This is a genomic window from Campylobacter sp. GTC17093 (genome assembly GCF_055397635.1).
Genome location: NZ_AP038832.1, coordinates 258,691 through 280,626, shown reverse-complemented (window position 1 = coordinate 280,626; position 21,936 = coordinate 258,691). Strand labels below are relative to the sequence as shown.

18 protein-coding genes and 1 tRNA gene are annotated in these 21,936 nt (G+C 32.0%); 15 read left to right on the top strand and 4 right to left on the bottom strand.

What is annotated here, in order from left to right:
* Positions 1–53: 53 nt before the first annotated feature.
* The 8 genes from ACZ5VL_RS01375 to ACZ5VL_RS01340 all read left to right on the top strand — a co-directional run bounded on the left by ACZ5VL_RS01375 (position 54) and on the right by ACZ5VL_RS01340 (position 9,527).
* On the top strand, positions 54–692 hold the full coding sequence (locus ACZ5VL_RS01375; protein ID WP_464199227.1) for a DUF4197 family protein: 639 nt from the start codon (positions 54–56) through the stop codon (positions 690–692).
* A 421-nt stretch (positions 693–1,113) separates the two neighbouring features.
* Complete coding sequence (gene ileS, locus ACZ5VL_RS01370; protein WP_464199225.1) at positions 1,114–3,867, top strand: isoleucine--tRNA ligase; 2,754 nt, start codon at positions 1,114–1,116, stop codon at positions 3,865–3,867.
* 99 nt (positions 3,868–3,966) lie between these two features.
* A complete protein-coding gene (gene gatA / locus ACZ5VL_RS01365; protein WP_464199223.1) occupies positions 3,967–5,325 on the top strand; it encodes an Asp-tRNA(Asn)/Glu-tRNA(Gln) amidotransferase subunit GatA in 1,359 nt (452 codons plus the stop codon).
* Between the two features lies 1 nt (position 5,326).
* Positions 5,327–6,781, top strand: coding sequence for an IMP dehydrogenase (gene guaB / locus ACZ5VL_RS01360; RefSeq protein ID WP_464199221.1), 1,455 nt, complete (start codon positions 5,327–5,329; stop codon positions 6,779–6,781).
* Positions 6,781–7,887 carry a homoserine O-acetyltransferase MetX gene (gene metX, locus ACZ5VL_RS01355; RefSeq protein ID WP_464199219.1) on the top strand — a complete coding sequence of 369 codons (1,107 nt, stop codon included), beginning with the start codon at positions 6,781–6,783 and terminating at the stop codon, positions 7,885–7,887. The genes guaB and metX overlap by 1 nt, the downstream gene beginning before the upstream one ends.
* A 1-nt stretch (position 7,888) precedes the next feature.
* Positions 7,889–8,080: an exodeoxyribonuclease VII small subunit gene (gene xseB / locus ACZ5VL_RS01350; RefSeq protein WP_464199217.1), complete on the top strand. Its 192-nt coding sequence runs from the start codon at positions 7,889–7,891 to the stop codon at positions 8,078–8,080.
* Between the two features lie 32 nt (positions 8,081–8,112).
* Positions 8,113–8,871: a carbon-nitrogen hydrolase family protein gene (locus ACZ5VL_RS01345; protein WP_464200227.1), complete on the top strand. Its 759-nt coding sequence runs from the start codon at positions 8,113–8,115 to the stop codon at positions 8,869–8,871.
* Positions 8,871–9,527 (top strand): HesA/MoeB/ThiF family protein, encoded by a 657-nt coding sequence (locus tag ACZ5VL_RS01340; protein ID WP_464199215.1) that lies wholly within the window; start codon positions 8,871–8,873, stop codon positions 9,525–9,527. Before ACZ5VL_RS01345 ends, ACZ5VL_RS01340 begins: the two co-directional genes overlap by 1 nt.
* A 32-nt stretch (positions 9,528–9,559) precedes the next feature.
* Here ACZ5VL_RS01340 and gltS (ACZ5VL_RS01335) read toward each other — a convergent pair whose 3' ends face one another.
* Together gltS (ACZ5VL_RS01335) and gltS (ACZ5VL_RS01330) are read right to left on the bottom strand one after the other, a co-directional pair.
* Positions 9,560–10,795, bottom strand: coding sequence for a sodium/glutamate symporter (gltS, locus tag ACZ5VL_RS01335; protein ID WP_464200225.1), 1,236 nt, complete (start codon positions 10,793–10,795; stop codon positions 9,560–9,562).
* A gap of 180 nt (positions 10,796–10,975) precedes the next feature.
* A complete protein-coding gene (gene gltS, locus ACZ5VL_RS01330; RefSeq protein WP_464199213.1) occupies positions 10,976–12,247 on the bottom strand; it encodes a sodium/glutamate symporter in 1,272 nt (423 codons plus the stop codon).
* A 237-nt stretch (positions 12,248–12,484) separates the two neighbouring features.
* Between gltS (ACZ5VL_RS01330) and petA the strand changes: the two genes are divergently transcribed.
* Genes petA through ACZ5VL_RS01310 form a run of 4 tightly spaced genes read left to right on the top strand, consistent with a single transcriptional unit; the run spans position 12,485 to position 18,784 of the window.
* Positions 12,485–12,988, top strand: a complete 504-nt coding sequence (gene petA / locus ACZ5VL_RS01325) for a ubiquinol-cytochrome c reductase iron-sulfur subunit (protein ID WP_464199211.1) — start codon at positions 12,485–12,487, stop codon at positions 12,986–12,988.
* 10 nt (positions 12,989–12,998) lie between these two features.
* Positions 12,999–14,258: a cytochrome b gene (locus tag ACZ5VL_RS01320; protein ID WP_464199210.1), complete on the top strand. Its 1,260-nt coding sequence runs from the start codon at positions 12,999–13,001 to the stop codon at positions 14,256–14,258.
* Positions 14,259–14,261: 3 nt separating this feature from the next.
* Complete coding sequence (locus tag ACZ5VL_RS01315; RefSeq protein WP_464199209.1) at positions 14,262–15,281, top strand: c-type cytochrome; 1,020 nt, start codon at positions 14,262–14,264, stop codon at positions 15,279–15,281.
* A gap of 56 nt (positions 15,282–15,337) precedes the next feature.
* Positions 15,338–18,784, top strand: a complete 3,447-nt coding sequence (locus ACZ5VL_RS01310; RefSeq protein WP_464199207.1) for an acyl-[ACP]--phospholipid O-acyltransferase — start codon at positions 15,338–15,340, stop codon at positions 18,782–18,784.
* 4 nt (positions 18,785–18,788) lie between these two features.
* Here ACZ5VL_RS01310 and queC read toward each other — a convergent pair whose 3' ends face one another.
* Positions 18,789–19,418 carry a 7-cyano-7-deazaguanine synthase QueC gene (gene queC / locus ACZ5VL_RS01305; protein WP_464200224.1) on the bottom strand — a complete coding sequence of 210 codons (630 nt, stop codon included), beginning with the start codon at positions 19,416–19,418 and terminating at the stop codon, positions 18,789–18,791.
* A 107-nt stretch (positions 19,419–19,525) separates the two neighbouring features.
* Here queC and ybeY point away from each other — a divergent pair, with 107 nt between their 5' ends.
* The 3 genes from ybeY to nhaA all read left to right on the top strand — a co-directional run bounded on the left by ybeY (position 19,526) and on the right by nhaA (position 21,268).
* A complete protein-coding gene (gene ybeY / locus ACZ5VL_RS01300; protein WP_464199205.1) occupies positions 19,526–19,930 on the top strand; it encodes an rRNA maturation RNase YbeY in 405 nt (134 codons plus the stop codon).
* Positions 19,931–19,961: 31 nt separating this feature from the next.
* Positions 19,962–20,037: transfer RNA gene (locus ACZ5VL_RS01295), tRNA-Val, on the top strand.
* Between the two features lie 70 nt (positions 20,038–20,107).
* Positions 20,108–21,268 carry a Na+/H+ antiporter NhaA gene (nhaA, locus tag ACZ5VL_RS01290; RefSeq protein WP_464199204.1) on the top strand — a complete coding sequence of 387 codons (1,161 nt, stop codon included), beginning with the start codon at positions 20,108–20,110 and terminating at the stop codon, positions 21,266–21,268.
* Here nhaA and ACZ5VL_RS01285 read toward each other — a convergent pair.
* Positions 21,265–21,930 (bottom strand): MOSC domain-containing protein, encoded by a 666-nt coding sequence (locus tag ACZ5VL_RS01285; protein WP_464199202.1) that lies wholly within the window; start codon positions 21,928–21,930, stop codon positions 21,265–21,267. The genes nhaA and ACZ5VL_RS01285 overlap by 4 nt on opposite strands.
* Positions 21,931–21,936: the final 6 nt, after the last annotated feature.

Genomic DNA, 21,936 nt, shown 5'->3' with positions numbered 1-21,936 from the left:
TATACTATTTTTTAAATTTAGGTATAATGCGGTTTTAAATTTAAGGAAAAAATATGAAAAAATTGATATTTATGCTTTTAATTGCGCCATTATTTGCTTTTGCTTCTTGGGATATGGCTATTTCCAATGCTATGGTTGCGCTAAAAAGTTATTACGCTTATGATGTTGCAAATTATAAAAAATCATTAGTTGAGGTTGTAAAACAAAGTGAAGAAGCAATCTTAAACCCTAAAAATGGTGAATTTACTGTTGATTTGCCAAAAAACTCTAGCCAAATTCTCCAAAATATCGATAAAAGTGGAAAATTAAATGAACAATTTGGTAGAATTTTAAATTTAAGTTTTAAACAAAATGTGCCTTTTGTATCTCAGACTTTGCAAAATTCTATTTCAAACCTAAGTAAAGATGAGACTATGAAGATAATGAATGGCGAACTTTTAAGCTCATATCTAAAGAAAAATACATACTCAAAACTAAATTCAAGTTTTAAAAATATCATATCAGATGTGGCAAAAAGACCTGAGTTTAGAGATGCTATGCAAAAGGCAAATTCATCAAAAAGTGGATTTCAAAACTATCTTGTAAATGACTTTTTAGATGAACTTTTTGCATTTTTACAAAATAACGAAAAAGATTTTATGACAGATCCTTTTAGCTTTAGTGTAAATAAAGCAGCAAATATGAAAAGATAGTTTACTCCAAAGCAAAGACACTACTTATCGATATATCACTATTTTGATGTATTTTATTTCTTTGAGATTTGATAAAAAGTATTATGTGTGGCACTTTTTTGGTCTATATTTTTAAGTGAAACACATATTTATAAGGATTAGAGATAAGTAAAAATAGAGATTTCATATTTGGTATTGCTAACTTCTGTTATTGCGACTGTATTTAATTTTGTTCAAAGTTTGCTTCAAAATATACACAACCGTGAGTAAAACTGCTCTTATTTTACATTCAAACCAATAAGTGCGGGAATATTTGGATATATGTTTAGAGAGCTTGGAAATACTATATTAAAAACAAAAAATGAAAAAAATATCTAAATTTAATAACTTCTTAATGCCTCGTTAGATAAAATTTACTATTTTTATAAAAAAAGGTATAATTATGGACTACAAAGACACCCTCTTACTTCCAACAACTCAATTTCCAATGAGAGGAAATCTTCCTCAAAGTGAACCGCAAAGATTTAAAAAATGGTATGATGAATCAAAAGCTTATGATAAAATGAAGGAAAAAGGGGCTAAATCAACAGTAGCTTTTAATATACACGATGGTCCTCCATACGCAAATGGACATCTCCACATAGGTCATGCTCTAAATAAAATTTTAAAAGATATTATAATAAAAACTCATTACTTTTTTGGGCAAAATGTTCGTTATTTACCTGGTTGGGACTGTCATGGGTTGCCAATAGAGCAACAAGTTGAGGTTAGTTTGGGTGAAAAGAAAAAAGATGTTTCAAAAGTTAAAATAAGAGAGCTTTGTAGAGAGCATGCGCAAAAATTCATAGAAATTCAAAAAAATGAATTTAAAGATATGGGAGTTTTAGGGGATTGGGATAACCCTTATATGACATTGAAATTTAAATTTGAAGCTAGAATATATAAAACACTTTGTGAGATAGCTAAAAAAGGTCTTTTGATACAAAGAAGTAAGCCTGTATTTTGGAGCTGGGCTGCAAAAAGCGCTCTAGCTGAAGCTGAAGTTGAGTATAAGGACAAAGAAGATTATAGTGTTTTTGTGGCTTTTGATTTAAGCGATGAAGCGAATGCAAAAATTGGTGCAAAAAATACAAAAGCAGTTATTTGGACAACAACACCTTGGACTCTTGTTGCCAATCAAGCAATAGCTCTAAACCCTAACGAAGAGTATGTATTAACATCTGAAAACTTAATATTTGCAAAAAAACTTCTTGAAAATGTTAAAAATGAAGGTTTAACAAACGGCGAAGTAGTAAAAACTTTTAATTCAAAAGAACTTGAAAATCTTCATGCTATAAATCCATTAAATGGTAGAAAATCCATATTTATTTTAGGTGAACATGTTTTGATGGATGGGGGTAGTGGCTTGGTTCATACAGCTCCTGGGCACGGTGAGGATGATTATCATGCAAGTTTAAGATATGGCATAGAAGTTATCATGCCAGTTGATGAGAGTGGATGTTATGATAATACACTTAGATTAAAAGGTTTATTGCCAGATGCTATTTGTAATGAGTTTATAGGATTGCACATCTTTAAGGCAAATGAAAAAATATTAGAACTTTTAGGGAATCATCTTTTAAAACAAAGCAAATTTACACACTCATATCCATATTGCTGGAGAACACATAAACCAGTTATTTATAGAGCTACAAAACAGTGGTTTATAGCGATGGATGAGCCTAAACTTGATGGAAAAACTTTAAGAGAAGTTGCATTAAGCGAGCTTGAAAATGTGAAATTTTATCCACAAAGCGGTAAAAACCGCATAACTTCGATGATAGAAAATCGCCCTGATTGGTGTATATCAAGACAAAGAGATTGGGGTGTTCCTATTGCATTTTTTATAGATAAATCCACACTTGAGCCGATATTTGATGAAGATATATTGAATCATATTTATAATATCTTTGAAATAAATGGAGCTGATGCTTGGTGGGATAAGGAAATTTCAGAGCTTCTTCCTGCTAATTCAAAATATCAAGCTTCAAATTTACAAAAAGTAACAGATATTTTAGATGTTTGGTTTGATAGCGGATCAACTTGGAATGCGGTTTTGACAACAGATGATTATGATGCAGGCTCTTACAAAGCTGATATGTATTTAGAAGGAAGCGATCAGCACAGGGGTTGGTTCCAAAGTTCACTTTTGATAAGTTGCGCAGTAAATGGATATGCACCTTATAAAAGCATATTGACGCACGGATTTACAGTTGATGAAAAAGGTCAAAAGATGAGCAAATCAGTTGGTAATGTAGTTGCACCAGCTGACGTTGCTAAGCAATACGGCATTGAAATTTTGCGCCTATGGGTTGGAATGAGCGATTATTCTGGTGACCTCAAGATAAGTGATAACATATTAAAACAAATTAGTGAGCAATACAGAAAAGTTCGCAATACTATAAGATTTTTACTAGCAAATGTTTATGATTTAGATGATATTTATACTAATTTTACAGAACTTGATAAGTGGATTTTATCTAGAGCAAAAATTGTATTTGATGAGACACATAATTGCTTTAAAAACTATGAATATTCAAAAGGATTTAATACTCTTTTAAACTTTTTAAGTTCAGATTTAAGTGGTATATATCTTGATATCTGTAAAGATAGGCTTTATTGTGATAAAGTGGATTCAGATAGAAGAAGAAGCGCACAAAGCGCAATGGCTATTATTGCTAGATCCCTTCTCCCTCTAATAGCGCCAGTTTTAACTTATACAGTTGATGAAGTTATGGATTATGCGCCAGATATCATAAAAAATGGGGCAAAAGATGCTTTTGATCTAGCGTATCAGCCGATTGAGTATGAATTTAGCGATGAAATAAGTTCTGGACTTGATGCGAGAGCTAAATTTTTTGAGATTATAGATACACTTAAAAAACAAAAAGCGATAAGTTCTACGCTTGAACTTTGTATGCAAACCACATCTAGCGAGCTTTTGAGTTTAGATTTAGAAGAGATTATGGACTGGTTTATGGTTAGTGAGATTAAAAGTTATGATAACACCGAGGGTTTAGCTGAGTTTATGGTTGAAAATTATAAATTTAAACTTTTAAAATCAAGTTTGCATAAATGTCCAAGGTGTTGGAAATATCAAGCCAAGGAAGAGGGCGAATTGTGTCATAGATGCCAAAAAGTGATGCAAAATGTTTAATGAGCCTATTAGTAATTGGATAATTGTATTTACTATACTACTTATTTGCATTATGATATATGCTGGTATAAGATTTGTAAATAAAAATAAGGAGAATTAGTGATAACTTTAGAAGAAGCTTTAAAACTAAGTAGCGAAGATATAAAAAACTTTAAAAAAGAACTTGCTGTAAAAATTAATAAAAATAAAGAAATCGGTGCATATGTAGAACAGCTTACAAATGAGAGCATAAATGAGAATGGAGATGGTATTCCTATTGCTATAAAAGATAACATTCAAGTAAAAAATTGGAATATAACTTGTGCATCAAAAATACTTCAAGGTTATGTTGCGCCATATAATGCAACTGTAATAGAAAAGATTTTAAAAGCAGGATTGTCTCCTTTTGGTAGAACAAATATGGATGAATTTGCCATGGGAAATACAACAGAATCATCGTATTATGGTAAAACTTTAAATCCGCTTGATCACTCAAGAGTGCCAGGGGGAAGTAGCGGTGGAAGTGCAGCTGCAGTTGGAGCAGGGCTTGCAATCGCAGCTCTTGGAAGTGATACTGGTGGAAGTGTGAGACAGCCAGCCGCGCTTTGTGGATGTGTGGGTTTTAAACCAAGTTATGGTAGGGTTAGTAGATATGGCTTAGCTGCTTACTCAAGCAGTTTAGATCAAATAGGTCCAATTACTCAAAATGTAAAAGATGCCGCTATTTTATATGATATGATAGCAGGATATGATCCAAAAGATAGCACAAGTGCTAATTTGGAGTTTGTAAGCACATTTGATAAGCTAAATAGCGATAAAAAATTGACAATATGCGTTATAGATAATTATTTAAAAGAAGCGGATACTGATACTCAAAAAGAACTTAATCTGGCATTAGATAAGCTTAAAGCTGCTGGACACACAATAGTTCATAAAGATTTTGTAAACTCAAAATACGATGTTGCTACTTATTATATTGTTGCAACAGCTGAAGCAAGTGCAAATTTAAGTAGATATGATGGCGTTAGATACGGAAAAAGGGCTGATTGTGAAAGCCTATCTGAAATGTATATAAAAACAAGAAGCGAAGGTTTTGGAGATGAGGTAAAAAGAAGAATACTTCTAGGAACTTTTGTTTTAAGTAGTGGATATTATGATGCTTATTATGTAAAAGCACAAAAGGCAAGAGCTTATATCAAAAAAGAGTATGAAGATATATTTAAAATAGCAGATTTAGTCTATATGCCAGTAACTCCTAAAGTCGCTCCTAAATTTGGAGAACTTTCTGATCCATTAACTTCATATCTAAGTGATATTTATACAATAGGTGTAAATTTAGCTGGTCTTCCAGCTATTAGTGTTCCTGTTGGGAAAAATACAGATGGATTGAGCATAAGTGCGCAACTTATAGGAAAAGCTTACGATGAACAAACTGTTTTAGATGGTGCTTATGGCCTTGAAAAAATTATAAGGGGATAATATGAAATTAAGAGAAAAAAGAGCTTTAACTTTTGAAGATGTTTTGCTTGTTCCACAGTACTCAGATGTTTTACCAAAAAGTGTTGATGTAAGAACTAAATTTAGCAAAAATGTATCACTAAATATACCTTTGGTTTCGGCTGCTATGGATACTGTAACTGAGCATAGAACGGCTATAATGATGGCAAGACTTGGTGGTATTGGTATTATTCATAAAAATATGGATATAGCTTCACAAGTTAAAGAGGTAAAAAGAGTTAAAAAAAGTGAAAGTGGAGTTATAATAGATCCAATTTTTATAAATCCTGATGCCAAAGTAAGGGATGCACTAGATCTTATGGCAGAAGTAAGAATTTCTGGTGTTCCAGTTGTTGATGAAAACAAAACTTTGATAGGCATTTTGACAAATAGAGATTTAAGGTTTGAGACAAATTTAGATAAATTTGTTAGTGATGTAATGACAAAAGCACCCCTAATAACTGCACCAAAAGGCTGCACACTTGATGATGCAGAGAAAATTTTTAAAAGTAATAAAGTAGAAAAACTACCTATCATTGATGAAAATGGCAAACTTAGTGGTCTTATAACCATAAAAGATCTTAAAAAAAGAATAGAATATCCTGGTGCAAACAAAGATAAATTTGGAAGACTTGTTGTTGGCGCTGCTATTGGTGTTGGTCAATTTGACAGAGCGCAGGCTTTGGTTGAAGTTGGAGTTGATGTTATCGTTATTGATTCAGCTCATGGGCATTCAAAAGGTATTATAGATACGCTAAAAGACCTAAAAAGTAAATTTAAAGATGTTGATATAGTTGTGGGAAATGTTGCAAACTACGCTAGTATAAAAGATTTAGCTGAAGCTGGTGCTGATGGTATAAAGGTAGGTATCGGTCCAGGTAGTATATGCACAACTAGGATAGTTGCTGGTGTTGGAGTGCCTCAAATAACAGCCATTGATGATTGTGTAAAAGAAGCTGATAAATACGGCATTCCAGTTATAGCAGATGGTGGTATAAAATATTCAGGTGACCTTGCAAAAGCCTTAGCAGTTGGCGCAAGCGCTGTTATGATGGGAAGTATTTTTGCGGGTTGTGATGAAGCTCCAGGTGATCTTGTAACGCTTCAAGGAAGACAGTATAAAGTATACCGCGGTATGGGTTCAATTTCAGCTATGAGTAGAGGAAGCAGTGATAGATATTTCCAAGAAGGAACTGCAAAAGAAAAACTAGTCCCTGAAGGCATTGAGGGTAGAGTCCCTTATGCTGGTAGCATAAAATCAGTAGTTCATCAGTTAATAGGTGGGTTAAAAAGCTCTATGGGATATTGTGGAAGCAAAGATATAGCTACATTTAAGCAAAAAGCTGAATTTGTAGAAATTACAAGTGCAGGACTTAGAGAAAGTCATGTTCACGATGTTATAATAACACAGGAAGCACCAAACTATAGAGTAAATTAGTGTTAAATTTACGTACTAGAAAAGAGCATTTTAAAGAACCCCTACACTTAGAAAGTGGGCGAATATTAGCTCCATATGATCTTGTTTATGAGACATATGGCGAGCTAAATGAAACAAAAGATAATGTCGTAGTTATTTGTCATGCTTTAACTGGTTCTCACCATGCAGCTGGAAAGTACGAAAATGATAGTAAGACTGGATGGTGGGATGCCTTAATAGGTGATAACAAGGCAGTAGATACAAATAAATTTTTTGTCATTTGTGTAAATATTTTAGGTTCAAATTTTGGCTCAACTTCGCCACTTAGTGTAGATTCAAATACAAATAAAAGATATGGCTTAAATTTTCCTGTTCTAACGATAAGTGATGTTGTAAAAGCACAGATTAAGCTTTTTAAAAGACTTGGTATAAATAGTGTTTATGCGGTAATTGGTGGATCACTTGGAGGGATGCAAGCGCTTTGTTATGCTATAGAATATCCAAATTTTGCAAAAAATGTCATAATTCTAGCTAGCTCGTATCAAACAAAACCTTGGGCAATAGCATTTAATACAATATCAATTGAAGCTATTAGAAATGATCCAGAGTTTAAAGATGGTAATTACGACGAAAAAGAAATAGCTCAAAAGGGCTTAAAAGGCCTTGCTTTTGGTAGAATGGCAGGACACATAAGTTTTCTTTCTCCAAGCTCCATGGATAGCAAATTTGGCAGAAATTATGTCCCAACAGACGGTCTTTATGAACTTTTTGGAAGATTTCAAGTAGATAGTTATATGCAATATAACGGATTTAGCTTTTCAAAGAAATTTGATCCACTTTCTTACATATATATAGCTAAAATGATGAATATTTTTGATTGTACAAGACATTATGATAGCCTTAAACACGCACTTAGTAACATTAAAGCAAATCTTTTTTTGATTTCTTTTAAAGGAGATGTTTTATTTCCGCCAAATTTGATGTTTGAGATGTATGAAGTGATAAAAGAAGAGCATAAAAGTAAGGTAAAGTATGTGGAGATTGATAGTAATTATGGTCATGATGCATTTTTAGTAGAGATAGATAAAATTGATGATTATATAAAAAAAGCTTTAGAGGGAGATTAGAATGGAAAATGAGAAATTTGAAGATAAGTTAAAAAAGATAGATGATATACTTGAAAAATTAAATGACAAAGATATAAATTTACAAGACAGTGTTAGTATATATAAAGAAGGAGTAAAACTTCTAAAAGAGAGTAGAAAAATACTTGAAGATGTAAAGCTAGAAGTTGAATATATAAATAAGGATGAGCAGTGAAAATTTGTGCACTTCAGCTACCAACTTTACCTATGAGTCATGCAAGGCTTGATTATTATTTGCAAATTTGTGCAAATGAAGGTGTGGAGCTAGTTTGCATAGGCGAGTATGTATTAAATAATTTTTTTAGAGATCTTGTAAAAATGCCAAAAAATCTCATAATAGAACAAAGCAATATGAGAAAAGCTATCATGAATGATCTTTGTAAAAAATATAACATCACCATAGTTGCACCACTTGTTTTGCAAAAAGGAAAAGGTTTTGCAAAAGTTTGTGCTAAATTTAGAAAAACTCAAAATAAATTTTATGAGCAAAATTTTCTTATGCCATATTCTCACTGGGATGAAAAAAGTTTTTTTTCTAATTCAAGTTCAAACTTGCTTATTCCAACATTTAGTATAAATAGAGTTAAATTTGGTATATTAAATGCATATGAGACAAATTTTGATACATGCTGGCAAGAGATTATGAGTAAGCGCGTAGATGTCGTTATAGTTCCTAGTGCTTGTACATTTTTTAGTGAAATAAGATGGAAAGAACTTTTAAAAACTAGAGCATTTACAAACTCGGTGTATCTTCTTAGGATAAATAGAGTTGGAGAGCATAAATACGAAAACGAAAGATGGAATTTTTATGGTCGAAGCATGCTAATAAGTCCTTTTGGAGAGATTATAAATGAGCTTGGAAAAGATGAAGAGATGCTTATAGTAGATATTGAAAAAAAAGAGATAAGCAAGGCCAGATCTTTATGGAAATTTAGTGAGCAACTAAAGAGTTTTGGAAATATATGATGGATGAATATTTTGCTAGACAAATTGCTTTATGGGGTGAAGACACACAAAACTCCTTGAAAGATAAAAAAATAGCCATCATAGGAAGTGGTGGACTTGGGAGTTCTCTTGGATACGCATTATCATCTAGTGGAATAGGCGAGATTAGCATTGTTGATTTTGATACCGTTAGTCTTCATAATATCCATAGACAGATACTTTTTGATATGAGTGATGTTGGTAGATATAAAGCTGAGGTATTTAAAGAAAAACTTGAAAAAAGATATAGTGGCGCAAATATAGAAGTATATTTGGAAGATTTTAAAACTTGGAGTAAAAGAGGTTTGAAATTTGATCTTATCTTGGATGCAACCGATAATATGCCCACAAGAGTGCTTATAGATACTTTTGCAAAATTTACAAATACTCCTTGGATTTATACAAGCGTAGAAGGATTTAATGGTCAACTTTGTTTTATAAACAAGGCTAAATTTGATTTTGTTAAAATAAATAATAGATTGCCAGGTGGCATTGCTGCACCTATGGTTATGTTTATGGCAGCATATGAGGCAAATATAGCTATAAGATACTTAGCAAATTTAGAAGTACAAAAGGATATGCTTTACTACTTAGATATGAGTAGTGGAGAGCTTAAGATAAATAAATTTGCTATTTAATAATTACGAGCAAATTAATGTTTGTAATTATTTTAATAAAATATAGGTAAAAATAGATATATTTTAATAATTATCGTATTTGCAATATCTACAAAAAATCCACCCATAATAGGAACTACTATAAATGCAATTCTTGATGGACCAAAGTGATCTGTAACGGATTGTAAATTTGCAATTGCAGTTGGAGTTGCACCCATAGCAAAACCACAATGTCCAGCAACTAAACACGCCGCATCGTAATTTCTACCACAAATATTAAATGTAACAAATCTAAGCCATAAAATTAACACAACTGTTTGTATAGCAAGAAGGCTTATTAACGGTATAGCTAGCTTTGTAAGTTCTATCAAATTTAAAGTCATAATGGCAATTGCTAGAAATATTGACAAGCTAACATTTCCTATAACACCAACTTCTCTATCAAAAACTTGATGAATATCGAAATAATGAAATGAATTTCTAATGATAATTCCACTAAATAGACACCAAACAAACGAAGGAAGTGCAAAAAAAGTTTCTTTTAAAAAGAAATGAATTGTTGTTCCTAAAAACATTGCAAGCGCAAATAGTCCTAAACTTTTTACGAAAGATCTGCTTGTTATAAGGCGATTTTTTTCTGGTTCTGAAAACACTTCATCGCTAGTTTCTAGCTCACTACTCTTATCTGTTGGTTTTAGATCAAATTTTCTAATTAATCTTCCAGCCACTGGTCCACCAAATAAACCGCCTGCTATTAAGCCATACGTTGCACTTGCCATAGCAATATCTTTTGCAGCTTCAAAAGAGTATGGTGCTTTGGCAAATGTATCACCCCATGCAGCTCCAGTTCCATGCCCACCACTTAATGTAATTGAGCCAGATATTAAGCCAATTAGAGGGCTTTCACCCATTAGCGTCATAACGCCAATGCCAACAGCATTTTGAACAAATAAAAATGAACAAACCGCAATTCCAAAAAGAAGAAGTAATTTACCACCTTTTTTAAGGCTTGCAAAATCAGCGCTAAGCCCAACAGAGGTAAAGAACATAAGCATAAATGGATCTTTTATGCCTTCATAAAATTTGATACTCATTCCGCCTAACATATATAATAAAAAGATGAATATTGCAACTATTAAACCGCCAGTTACTGGTATTGGAATATCATATCTTTTTAAAAATTCCCATTTCTTTGTTATAAATGTGCCTAACCAAAGCACAAAACAAATTGTTGCTAATGTGGCATAAAAATCTAGACTAATGGTTGTTAATTCGCTTGTTTTTTGTATTGTGGCAAAAGCTATTTTAGAAACATTTTCATTCAAGAAAGCTCCTTAATTGTTATTATATTGTCCAATTAATATTATATACTATTTTAAATAATGAGAATACAAATATGTTCAATAAATTTAATAAAATTAAATGAGTTTGAAATTTTAGTAGAAGCAAATTAATGTTTCTACTGTATTTTAGCCAAATATTGGTAAAAATAAGAATAACTTAATGGTTAAAGCGTTTGCAATATCTACAAAAAATCCACCCATAATAGGAACTACTATAAATGCAATTCTTGATGGACCAAAGTGATCTGTAACGGATTGCATATTTGCAATTGCAGTTGGAGTTGCACCCATGCCAAAGCCGCAGTGTCCAGCAACTAAACACGCCGCATCGTAATCTTTACCGCATATATTGAAAGTTACATATCTAAGCCATACAACTATAACAACTGTTTGTATAGCAAGAAGGCTTATTAACGGGATAGCTAGCTTTGTAAGTTCTATCAAATTTAAAGTCATAATGGCAATTGCTAGAAATATTGACAAGCTAACATTTCCTATAACACCAACTTCTCTATCAAAAACTTGATGAATATCGAAATAATGAAATGAATTTCTAATGATAATTCCACTAAATAGACACCAAACAAATGTAGGAAGAGCAAAGGCTGTACCTTTAAGGAAAAAGTTGATCGTTGTTCCTAAAAACATTGCAAGCGCAAATAGTCCTAAGCTCTTTACAAATGATGAGCTTGTTATAAGGCGATTTTTTTCTGGTTCTGAAAACACTTCATCGCTAGTTTCTAGCTCACTACCCTTATCTGTTGGCTTTAGATTAAATTTTCTAATCAAATTTCCAGCTATTGGACCACCAAGCAATCCGCCGCTTATAAGACCATATGTTGCACTTGCCATAGCAATATCTTTGGCAGCTTCAAACATATACGGCGCTTTGGCAAATGTATCACCCCATGCAGCTCCAGTTCCATGCCCACCACTTAATGTAATTGAGCCGGCTAGCAATCCCATTAAGGGATTTTCACCCATTAGCGTCATAACGCCAATGCCAACAGCATTTTGAACAAATAAAAATGAACAAACCGCTATACCAAATAAAACTAAAAGTTTACCACCTTTTTTAAGGCTTGCAAAATCAGCGCTAAGCCCAACAGATGTAAAGAACATAAGCATAAAAGGATCTTTTATAACTTCATTAAATTTAATACTTACACCGCCTAGTATGTAAAGTAAAAAAATAAAAATAGCGACTACTAAACCACCAGTAACTGGCACTGGGATATCATATTTGCTTAAAAAATCACATTTTTTAGTAAGAAATGTGCCTAACCAAAGCACAAAACAAATTGTTGCTAATGTAGCATAAAAATCTAGACTAATGGTTGTTAATTCGCTTGTTTTTTGTATTGTGGCAAAAGCTATTTTAGTGGCATTTTCTACCATTAAAGCTCCTTATTATTTAAGATATAAGTAATAGCTAATGTGGTTTAAGTTTAAATAGCTATATACCGTATTTATAAACTATTTATTCTATCATATAAAGGATTAATAAAAATTTAAAAAATAAGTTGTATTTATAAATTTAAATATAATATGTAATTAAAAAATAATATCATTTAAATTTAATAATAATTATTGTAAAATCTCTACTTAAAGTTTAGAATGAAAGAAAGGAAAGGCATGTCCGAAAAAAATAGTAGGCGAGATTTCATAGGTATGACCTTTGGTGCTGTTGCTGCTGTAGGCGGTATATTTGCGCTTGGTGCTATCAAAAAAACTTGGGATCCACTCCCTAGTGTTAAAGCAGCAGGTTTTACCACAGTAGATCTTACACCTATAAAAGAGGGTGAAATTTATAATGTGGAGTGGCGTAAAAAACCAATCTTTGTAATGAAAAAATCGGCCAATACAAAGCCAAACGATGCGAGAGATATTGTTATTGGAGATGCTAGATATATAGTTGTTATTGGATTGTGTACACACTTAGGCTGTATTCCTAGCTGGAGCGCATCTAGAAATGAATTTGTTTGTGCATGCCATGGCGGTGTTTTTAATGCAGAAGGTATAAATACATTTGGACCACCTCCTAAACCTTTAGTTATACCGCCATTTAAGATAGATGGAACTACGCTTATTCTTGGCGAAGAAGGTCCTGAGTATAAACAGCTAATGGCTAAAGCGTAAGGGAGAAGCTATGTCACATATAAAAAAATCTACAAGTCTATTTGATTGGTTTGATCAAAGATTAAATATAGATAAATTCTGGAGAGTTATGGTTAGTGAGTACTGGATACCAAAAAACATAAACTTTCTATGGGCTATGGGTGTTATATTGCTAACACTTTTTGTTTTACTTTTTGTTACAGGACTACTTCTTGTAATGTATTATAAACCTGATATGGCTATGGCATTTGATAGTGTAAATAAAACTATCATGAAAGAAGTTGAGTACGGATGGCTTTGGAGACATATACATGCAGTTGCAGCTTCGGTTATATTTTTAATCCTATATATTCATACTTTTACTGCGGTTTATTATAGATCTTATAAGAATGGCAGAGAGATGATATGGGTAAGTGGTATACTGTTATTCTTGATATTTTCTGCTGAAGCCTTCAGTGGCTATATGCTTCCTTGGGGTCAGATGAGTTTTTGGGCTGCTACTGTTATAACTCAGCTTTTTGGTGGAATTCCAGTTATTGGTGATGCTTTTGTTGAATGGATAAGGGGAGATTATGCAGTAAGTGACCCAACTCTTACTAGATTTTTTATGTTGCATGTATGCTTACTTCCTGTTGTTATAATAGTTGTTATAGCTCTTCATTTCTATGCTCTTCGTTTTCCTCATGTAAACAATCTTGATGGTGAAGAGATAGATTTTGAACTAGAAGCTGAGAAATATCTAAAAGGCAATACAAGAGAAGCTAAAGTTATACCATTTTGGCCAGGGTTTTTAGCAAAAGACTTTATGTATGTTTGTATTTTTATGATATTTTTCTTCTATTTGGTAGGTTTTCAGTTCAATTTCGCGATGGATCCTATTAACTTTGATCCAGCTAGTCATCTAAAAACACCAGCTCATATTTATCCTGAGTGGTATTTCTTGTGGCAATATGAAATTTTAAGAGGATTTTTCTTTGATGTAGGACCTTTAAAAGCTGCTGATATCGGACTTATAGCGTTTGCTTTTGCTGGTGTTTCTCTTATGTTTATTCCATGGCTTGATAGAAGCAAAGTTGTGGCACCTGCTCATAGGAATAAAGCATTTTTTGTATGGTTTTGGGTTTTAATGATAGATCTTATTGGTCTTACTATATATGGAAAGCTACCGGCTGATGGCTTAACTTTTGGGATTGGAAATACATACATAGGTTTTGTACTTTCTATAACTTATCTAGCATTGATAGTTATATTCTTGCCTCTTATTACTATAGCTGAAAGAAAAAGGGGGTAGAAAATGAAAGAGTTAAAAATATTAATCATAGTTTTATTTATGGTATTTGTTACATATTGGGGCGTTGAACCATTAGCTCATTCCATAATGAATCCCCATAAATCTGAACCTAGTTATGATTTTTCAACTACGGACAAACAATTTGCGGATAAAAAAGTCGCAATGGCAAATAGTAGTATTCAAAAAGCTGGCAAAGATGAACCAAAACTTGCTTTAGCGAACAAGGAGCTTGAAAAAGCAACAAATTTAAAAGCAAAATATGATGAACTTTGGAATAAGGTTGGTGCAATTGATTTTGCAAAAGGTAATGCTACAACAGGAGAGCAAACTTTTGCTGCGGCATGTGCAAGTTGCCACTCTTTAGAAGTAAAGGGACTACCTAATCCTATGGGGGATAATAAAACAGCAAGTGAAGCTATGGGAGTTGTTCCACCTGACCTTAGTTTGGCTGGATATATGTATGATGATAAGTTTTTAGCAGCTCTTATACTTGAACCAACTTTAGCCTTAAATTTGGGCCATGTATTTAATGATGAAAAACCTTTTCCTATGACTCAGTTTTTTGGACTTGGGGGCGATATAAATCAAGAAGTTGCAGACATTGTGACTTTTCTTAAGTCTATTGCTCCAAAAGATGTAAAAAGTGATGTTGTATTTAAGAATGCTTGCCAAAGATGCCATGACATGAAGTATGATGATAAATATGCTTTAAGTGACAGAATAAGTCTTAAAAACCACATAGGATCAAATCCCCCAGATCTTTCTATGATGATTCGCTCAAAAGGTGAAGATTATTTAGCTAAATTTATAAATGATCCGCAAAAAATGTTGCCTGGCACAGCTATGCCTAGAGTAGGTCTAAATCAAAAAGCAAATGACAAAGTTGTAGAATATATGCAAAAAGTTGGAGATTCTAAAAAAGAAGAAAGAAGTATGGTATCTATAAATATAATGTTATATTTTGCTATACTATCTGTTTTTGCAATACTTTGGAAAAGAAAAATCTGGAAGGATTTACATTAAACTCTATCCCCATTTGGGGATAGCTTTGTGTAAATAAAAATAAAAAGGTAAGCTTAGTGAATTCTATTTTTTTAAAAAAAGGTTTTATACCATATATCATTGTTATGTTCATAAATGCAGGAGTTGATTTAGGACATAAGATTACGATACAAAATACTATTTTAAAATATTATAGCGGAGATACTTTAATATATTTAAGTTTGCTTGTTAATGCTATGATCTTGTTTCCCTTTGTATTTTTATTCACACCAGCTGGATTTTTAAATGATAAATTTTCTAAAACAATGATAACAAGGGTGTGTGCTACTATTGGGATAGCTTTTACATTTTGTATACTTGTAAGTTATATATTTGGATGGTTCTATACAGCTTTTGCATTTACTTTACTTTTGGCTATACAAAGTGCTATTTATTCTCCTGCAAAATATGCATTAATTAAAAATTTAGTAGGTACACAAAATTTAGGAACCGGAAATGGTGTAGTTCAAGCTACTACAATAATATCAATACTTTTTAATTCTTTTATCTTTTCGGTATTTTTTGAGATGTCTTATAATGGAACAAATCCTGGTGAAATCATGAAATCCGTTTGGTTTGTAGGTGTTATTTTATTTATTATGTCTATAATAGAAACTATTTTTGCATTTAAAATACCATATTTTAGCGCCGTTGATAATGAACAGAAATATGAAATAAAAAAGTATTTTAATTTTTCATATTTAAAAGAAAATTTAAAATTTATAACATCAAATAAATCAATATTCCTATGTATATTAGGTCTTTCTGTATTTTGGGCTATTTCTCAGGTTATCGTGGCTACTTTTCCAGCTCATTATAAAAGTATAACCACTGACTCAAATGTTGTTATCATACAAGTAATTTTAGCAGTTAGTGCCATTGGTATAGCTATAGGATCTGGCATTGCTGCAAGTTATTCTAAAAAACATATAGAGCTTGGCATTGTTCCATTTGGAGCATTAGGTGTGTCAGCAGCTCTTTTTATGCTATCTGGTTCTAATACAATCTTTACTTTTCTTATAGCTTCACTTCTTTTTGGAATAAGTGGTGGCGTTTTTATAGTTCCATTAAATGCTGCAATTCAATACTTTACAAAAGATGAACAGATGGGCAAAGTTCTTGCAGGTAATAACTTTGTGCAAAACTTAACTATGATTTTCGCTTTAGTTTTTTCGATATTCTTTGTTAAATTTGGCCTTACTACGATTGGGTTATATTTAGTTTGTGCAATTGCCACACTATTTACTGCAATTTATTGTGTAAAAGAGCTACCTCATTTGTTTAGTAGGATATTGCTTTTACCTATATTAAGACAAACATATAAGGTAAATGTAAATGGACTTGATAATCTTCCTTTAAGAGGTGGAGTGTTATTGCTTGGAAACCATATAAGTTGGATTGATTGGCTTGTTTTGCAAATAGCAACCCCAAGACCTATAAAATTTGTTATGTACAAGAGCTTTTATGATCATTGGTATATAAAATGGTTTTTTAAATTATTTCAAGTAATACCAATAGGTGAAGGTATAAATAGAAGTGCAATAGAATCAATAAAACAAAGACTTGATAATGGCGAAGTTGTTGCTTTATTTCCAGAAGGAAGGATATCTTATAATGGGCATTTAGGGGAATTTCAGCAAGGTTTTGAACTAGCTGCAAAAAACTCTAATTGTGTTATAGTTCCATTTTTTCTAAGAGGTCTTTGGGGGTCAAGTTTTTCTAGAGCAAATAAAGGTTATAGAGAACTAAATAGTATAGATGTAAATAAAGCCATAAGTGTGAGTTTTGGAAAACCTATGAGTAACACTTCAACCGCTAGTATGGTTAAAAAGAGTGTATTTGAACTATCTTTTTATAGCTGGGGTGAGTATGTAAATAATCTAGATCCAGTTCATTTTAATTGGATAAATGTTGCAAAATCACATATATTTAGACCATCTATCGTTGACTCTACTGGCTTAAAGTTAAATAATCTTAAATTTATAACACTTATTTTGGTTTTACTATCTAAATTTAAAAAATCATTTTTGGATGAAAAGCATGTTGGTATAATTTTGCCAAGTTCTGTTTTTGGAAGTGCTATAAATTTACTTCTTTTAATAAGAGGTAAAACCGTAATTAATCTAAACTATACTGTTAGTGAAGAGATTATGATAAAATGTGTTGAAAAAGCTGGCATTAAAAGTATTATAACATCTAAAAAATTTATACAAAAGCTTAATGATCGTGGATTTAATCTTCAAAATAGTATTGGAGATAAACTAATTTATCTTGAGGATATTGCGCAAAGTATAACTAAAAAAGATAAATTGATAGCTCTCGTAAAAACTATAATAATGCCTGCTTGGCTTATAAAGTTAGCGTATTTTGCTCCAGTTGACATTGGTGATATAGCTACAATAGTATTTAGTAGTGGTAGTGAGGGAGAGCCAAAAGGTGTAAAAATAACACATAAAAATTTAATGGCAAATATAAAACAAATTGCAGGCCTATTAAATAAACAAAAAAATGATGTAATGATGGCTACTTTGCCGCTTTTTCACTCTTTTGGTATAACGGTTACTACATTTTTGCCATTAACAGAAGGTATACTTAGTGTCCATATACCTGATCCAACAGATAGTGCTACTATAGGCAATATGGCAGCAAAATACAATGCTACCGTACTTCTTGGTACTTCAACATTCTTTAGACTTTATAATAAAAGCAAAAAAATAAATCCTTTGATGTTTTCCAATCTTAGGATAGTTGTAGCAGGTGCTGAAAAACTAAAAGAAGATGTCAAAAAAGAGTTTAAAATGAAATTTGGGCATGATATATATGAAGGATATGGTACAACAGAAGCGACACCTGTAGTTAGTGTTAATATGCCTAATTCTCTTGATCCAGATTTCTTTAATGAAATGATATTTAGCAAGCCAGGCACAGTTGGCCTGCCGCTTCCTGGAACAATAGTAAAAATAGTAGATCAAAAAACATTAGAAGAGCTAAATACTGGAGAAGAAGGATTAATACTAATAGGTGGACATCAAGTTATGGATGGATACTATGATGATATAGCAAAAACTTCAGATGTTATAGTTAAGATAAATGGTATAAGATATTATAAAAGTGGCGATATAGGGCTACTTGATGAAGATGGATTTTTAAAGATTACAGATAGAATTTCAAGGTTTGCTAAAATTGGCGGAGAGATGATAAGCTTAACAACTGTAGAGGAAAAAGTATCAAATGCACTAGGGCAAGATATGGAAATTATTTGTGTGAGTGTAGAAGATGATAAAAAGGGCGAGAAAATAGTTTTATTATACAAAGGCGATATGCTAGAAGATGAAGTAAATGCAAAGCTTAGATCTTCTCATGTGCCGCCTTTAATGATACCATCTTCTATATATAAGCTCGAAGAAATGCCATTGCTTGGTAGTGGAAAAGTTGATTTAAAAGCAGCTAAAAATTTGGCAAAAAGTTTAGAATCAAAAGAGTAAAATTTTACTCTTTGTATGGAATCTTGTCACTAAAGCCTGCTTTTTTAAATCCATTTAGTCTTAATCTACAGCTATCACATTTTCCGCATGCTTTATCTTCATTTTCATAGCAGCTCCAGGTTAACTCTAATGGGACTTTCAAAGATAAGGCCTTTTTTACGATATCAGCTTTGCTAAGATGTACAAGTGGGGTGATGATTTTAGTTCCCCTTGTGCCTCTTCCTAAATTTATGCTTTGCTCAATGCTTTTTATAAACTCTTCACTACAATCAGGATAACCACTACTATCTTCTTCTACAACTCCTATAAATATCGCTTCGCAATCCTCTTTTTGCGCAAGAGCTGCTGCAATGCTTAAAAAAATTCCATTTCTAAACGGAACATAAGTTACAGGTATATCATTACTAAGACCATCTTTGGGTACTTCTAGGTTAGTATCAGTTAAAGCATTTGCTCCTATTTGAGATATAAATCCTGCATCTAAAATTTCTCTTTTTTTAACATTAAGAGCATCGCAAATCGCATTAAAACACTCTCTTTCTTTTTTCATTGTTCTTTGATTATAATCAAAGTGTAAAGCTACTATTTCATAACCTTCATTTTTTGCGATATAAGCACATAAAGTGCTATCCATTCCGCCACTTATTACACAAAGCGCTTTTTTCACATGCTTCCTAAATATATTAAATTTAGTAAAAATTATATCTATATTTGGTAAAATTAGCTTTAAAAGGTGGAAAAATGATTATTTGTGATGATAAATATCCTAAAATTTTAGATGAAATTTTTGAATTTTTAAGCAATGATGATGTTGAACTTGTTTTTGTAAACTCCAAGGAGATGAGAGAAATAAATAAAGAAAATAGAAATATAGATAAAACTACGGATGTTTTAAGCTTTCCTTTGGAGTTTGTTTATGGAGGAGTTTTAGGGAGTATTGTTATAAATTTAGATTTAGTTGCCGAAAAAGCTAATGAATTTAAACATAGCAAAGATGATGAAATAGCACTTCTTTTTACGCATGGTTTGCTTCATATTTTAGGTTATGATCATGAAAATGATAACGGTGAAATGAGGCAAAATGAGGCAAATATTATAGAGCATTTTAATTTGCCCCCAAGTCTTATAGTTCGTACACAAGGATAGTTTAAAAAAGTATATGATAGAATCATATTTTGGTCCCGTAGCTCAGTTGGTAGAGCACTACCTTGACATGGTAGTGGTCGATGGTTCGAATCCATTCGGGGCCACCATTTTGATTTTATTTACCTCTTTTAAATATACTACTTCCATATATCTTAAATTTATAAATAAAAGGGCAATATGAAAAATTTAGTAAATAAACTAAGTTCTTCGGACACTTTAGCTGCAGGTGCACTTTTTTGCGCGACTATTCTAGCTCTACTTTTTGCAAATCTTTCTATTTTAGATGCTTTCTACCAATCTTTTGTTCATTTTAAATTGCCACTTGGTGTGGTAAGAGATGGGCATATAGAAGAAAATGTTCATTTTTGGGTAAATGATGCTTTGATGGTACTTTTCTTTTTTATGGTTGGCTTGGAACTTAAAAAAGAGATGATTGAAGGCGCTTTAAAAGATTTTAGAAAAGTTTTGGTTCCTATGCTTGGTGCTATTGGCGGAGTTTTGTTTCCGGCATTTATATTTGTAGCTATAAACTGGGGTGATGATATAGCTATAAAAGGCTGGGCTATACCTATGGCTACAGATATCGCTTTTGCTATTGGTATATTTGCACTGCTTGCTAAAAACTTGCCAAGTTCACTTAGGATATTTCTTTTAACGCTTGCTATAATGGATGATCTTTTTGCTATCATAGTTATAGCTATATTTTATACTGGCAATTTAAATTTAACATATCTTGGGCTTGCTACTTTTGTTTTTTTGTTTATGCTTTTTATAAATAAAAAACAAGTAGATAGTAAGTTGCCTTATATAATCTTGGGTATTTTGCTTTGGTTTTTGATTTTAAACTCAGGTATTCACGCAACTTTAGCAGGCGTACTCGTTGCTTTTACAATCCCTCTTTATTCTAAGAAAAATGAGCCTATAGTATCAAGCATAGAACATTGCCTTGCATTTCCTGTAAATTATATAATTTTACCACTTTTTGCTTTTGTAAATGCTGGCGTTGTGCTCAGTGGAATAGAAACAAATCAGATGTTTGGCACAGTTCCTATGGGTATATTTTTAGGACTTTTTGTTGGGAAGCAAGTTGGTATATTTTTATTTACATTTTTAGCAGTAAAACTGGGTCTTGGAAGCCTGCCAGAGGGAGCAACTTATAAACACCTTTATATAGTTGCTATACTTTGCGGTATAGGTTTTACAATGAGTCTTTTTATAAGCAATCTTGCCTATGGAGAACAAGCTTTAGAGCTTTATAATGGCACAGAAAAGCTTGCTATACTTTGTGGCTCATTTTTATCTGGTATTGTAGCTTTTGCGCTTGGCAAAAGGGCTTAAAGCTCACTCATATATGAGTTATCATAACTATGATTTAAACGCTTTTCTATGGTTTCTATCCAGCGCTTTTCTATCGTAGTTAGGGCTTTTAATTTATCAAAAAGCTTAATGTTTATTTTTGGAGCATAAAATAATTTATTTAGTTCCATTACACTAAGCTTAGTATTTTCTACGCACTCAATATCTATACTATCATTTATGTTAAATTCACCTTCTTTTAATACTCTATAATACCACCCGCTTAGTCCAGAACTAAAGATAAAATTTGTAAAATTTTTGTTTTTGTATATTTTATATATTTTTGCGCAAGGTTTTCTTGGTTGAGAGACTTGCAAAACGGCAGATCCTATGCGATGTATATCTCCTATATATACATTTCTTTCATCAAGATCTTTTATGGTTATATTTTCCCCCATATCTCCTATATTTAAATTTTTACCAAGGAAATTGTTCCAAATTTTATAGTTTTTAAATGCATTTGCAAATACAGCTTTTTCTATGCCACCATGATTTTTTTTATCTGATATATTATCATCATTCACACCTGTTTTGTGTACACTAAGCTTATTTTTATAGATATTTTTTATCATAGCGCTTTTAAAGACATGCCCATTTTCATCTATATATTCTTGTATATTTCCTATTTGTAAAGAATAAATCATAGTTTT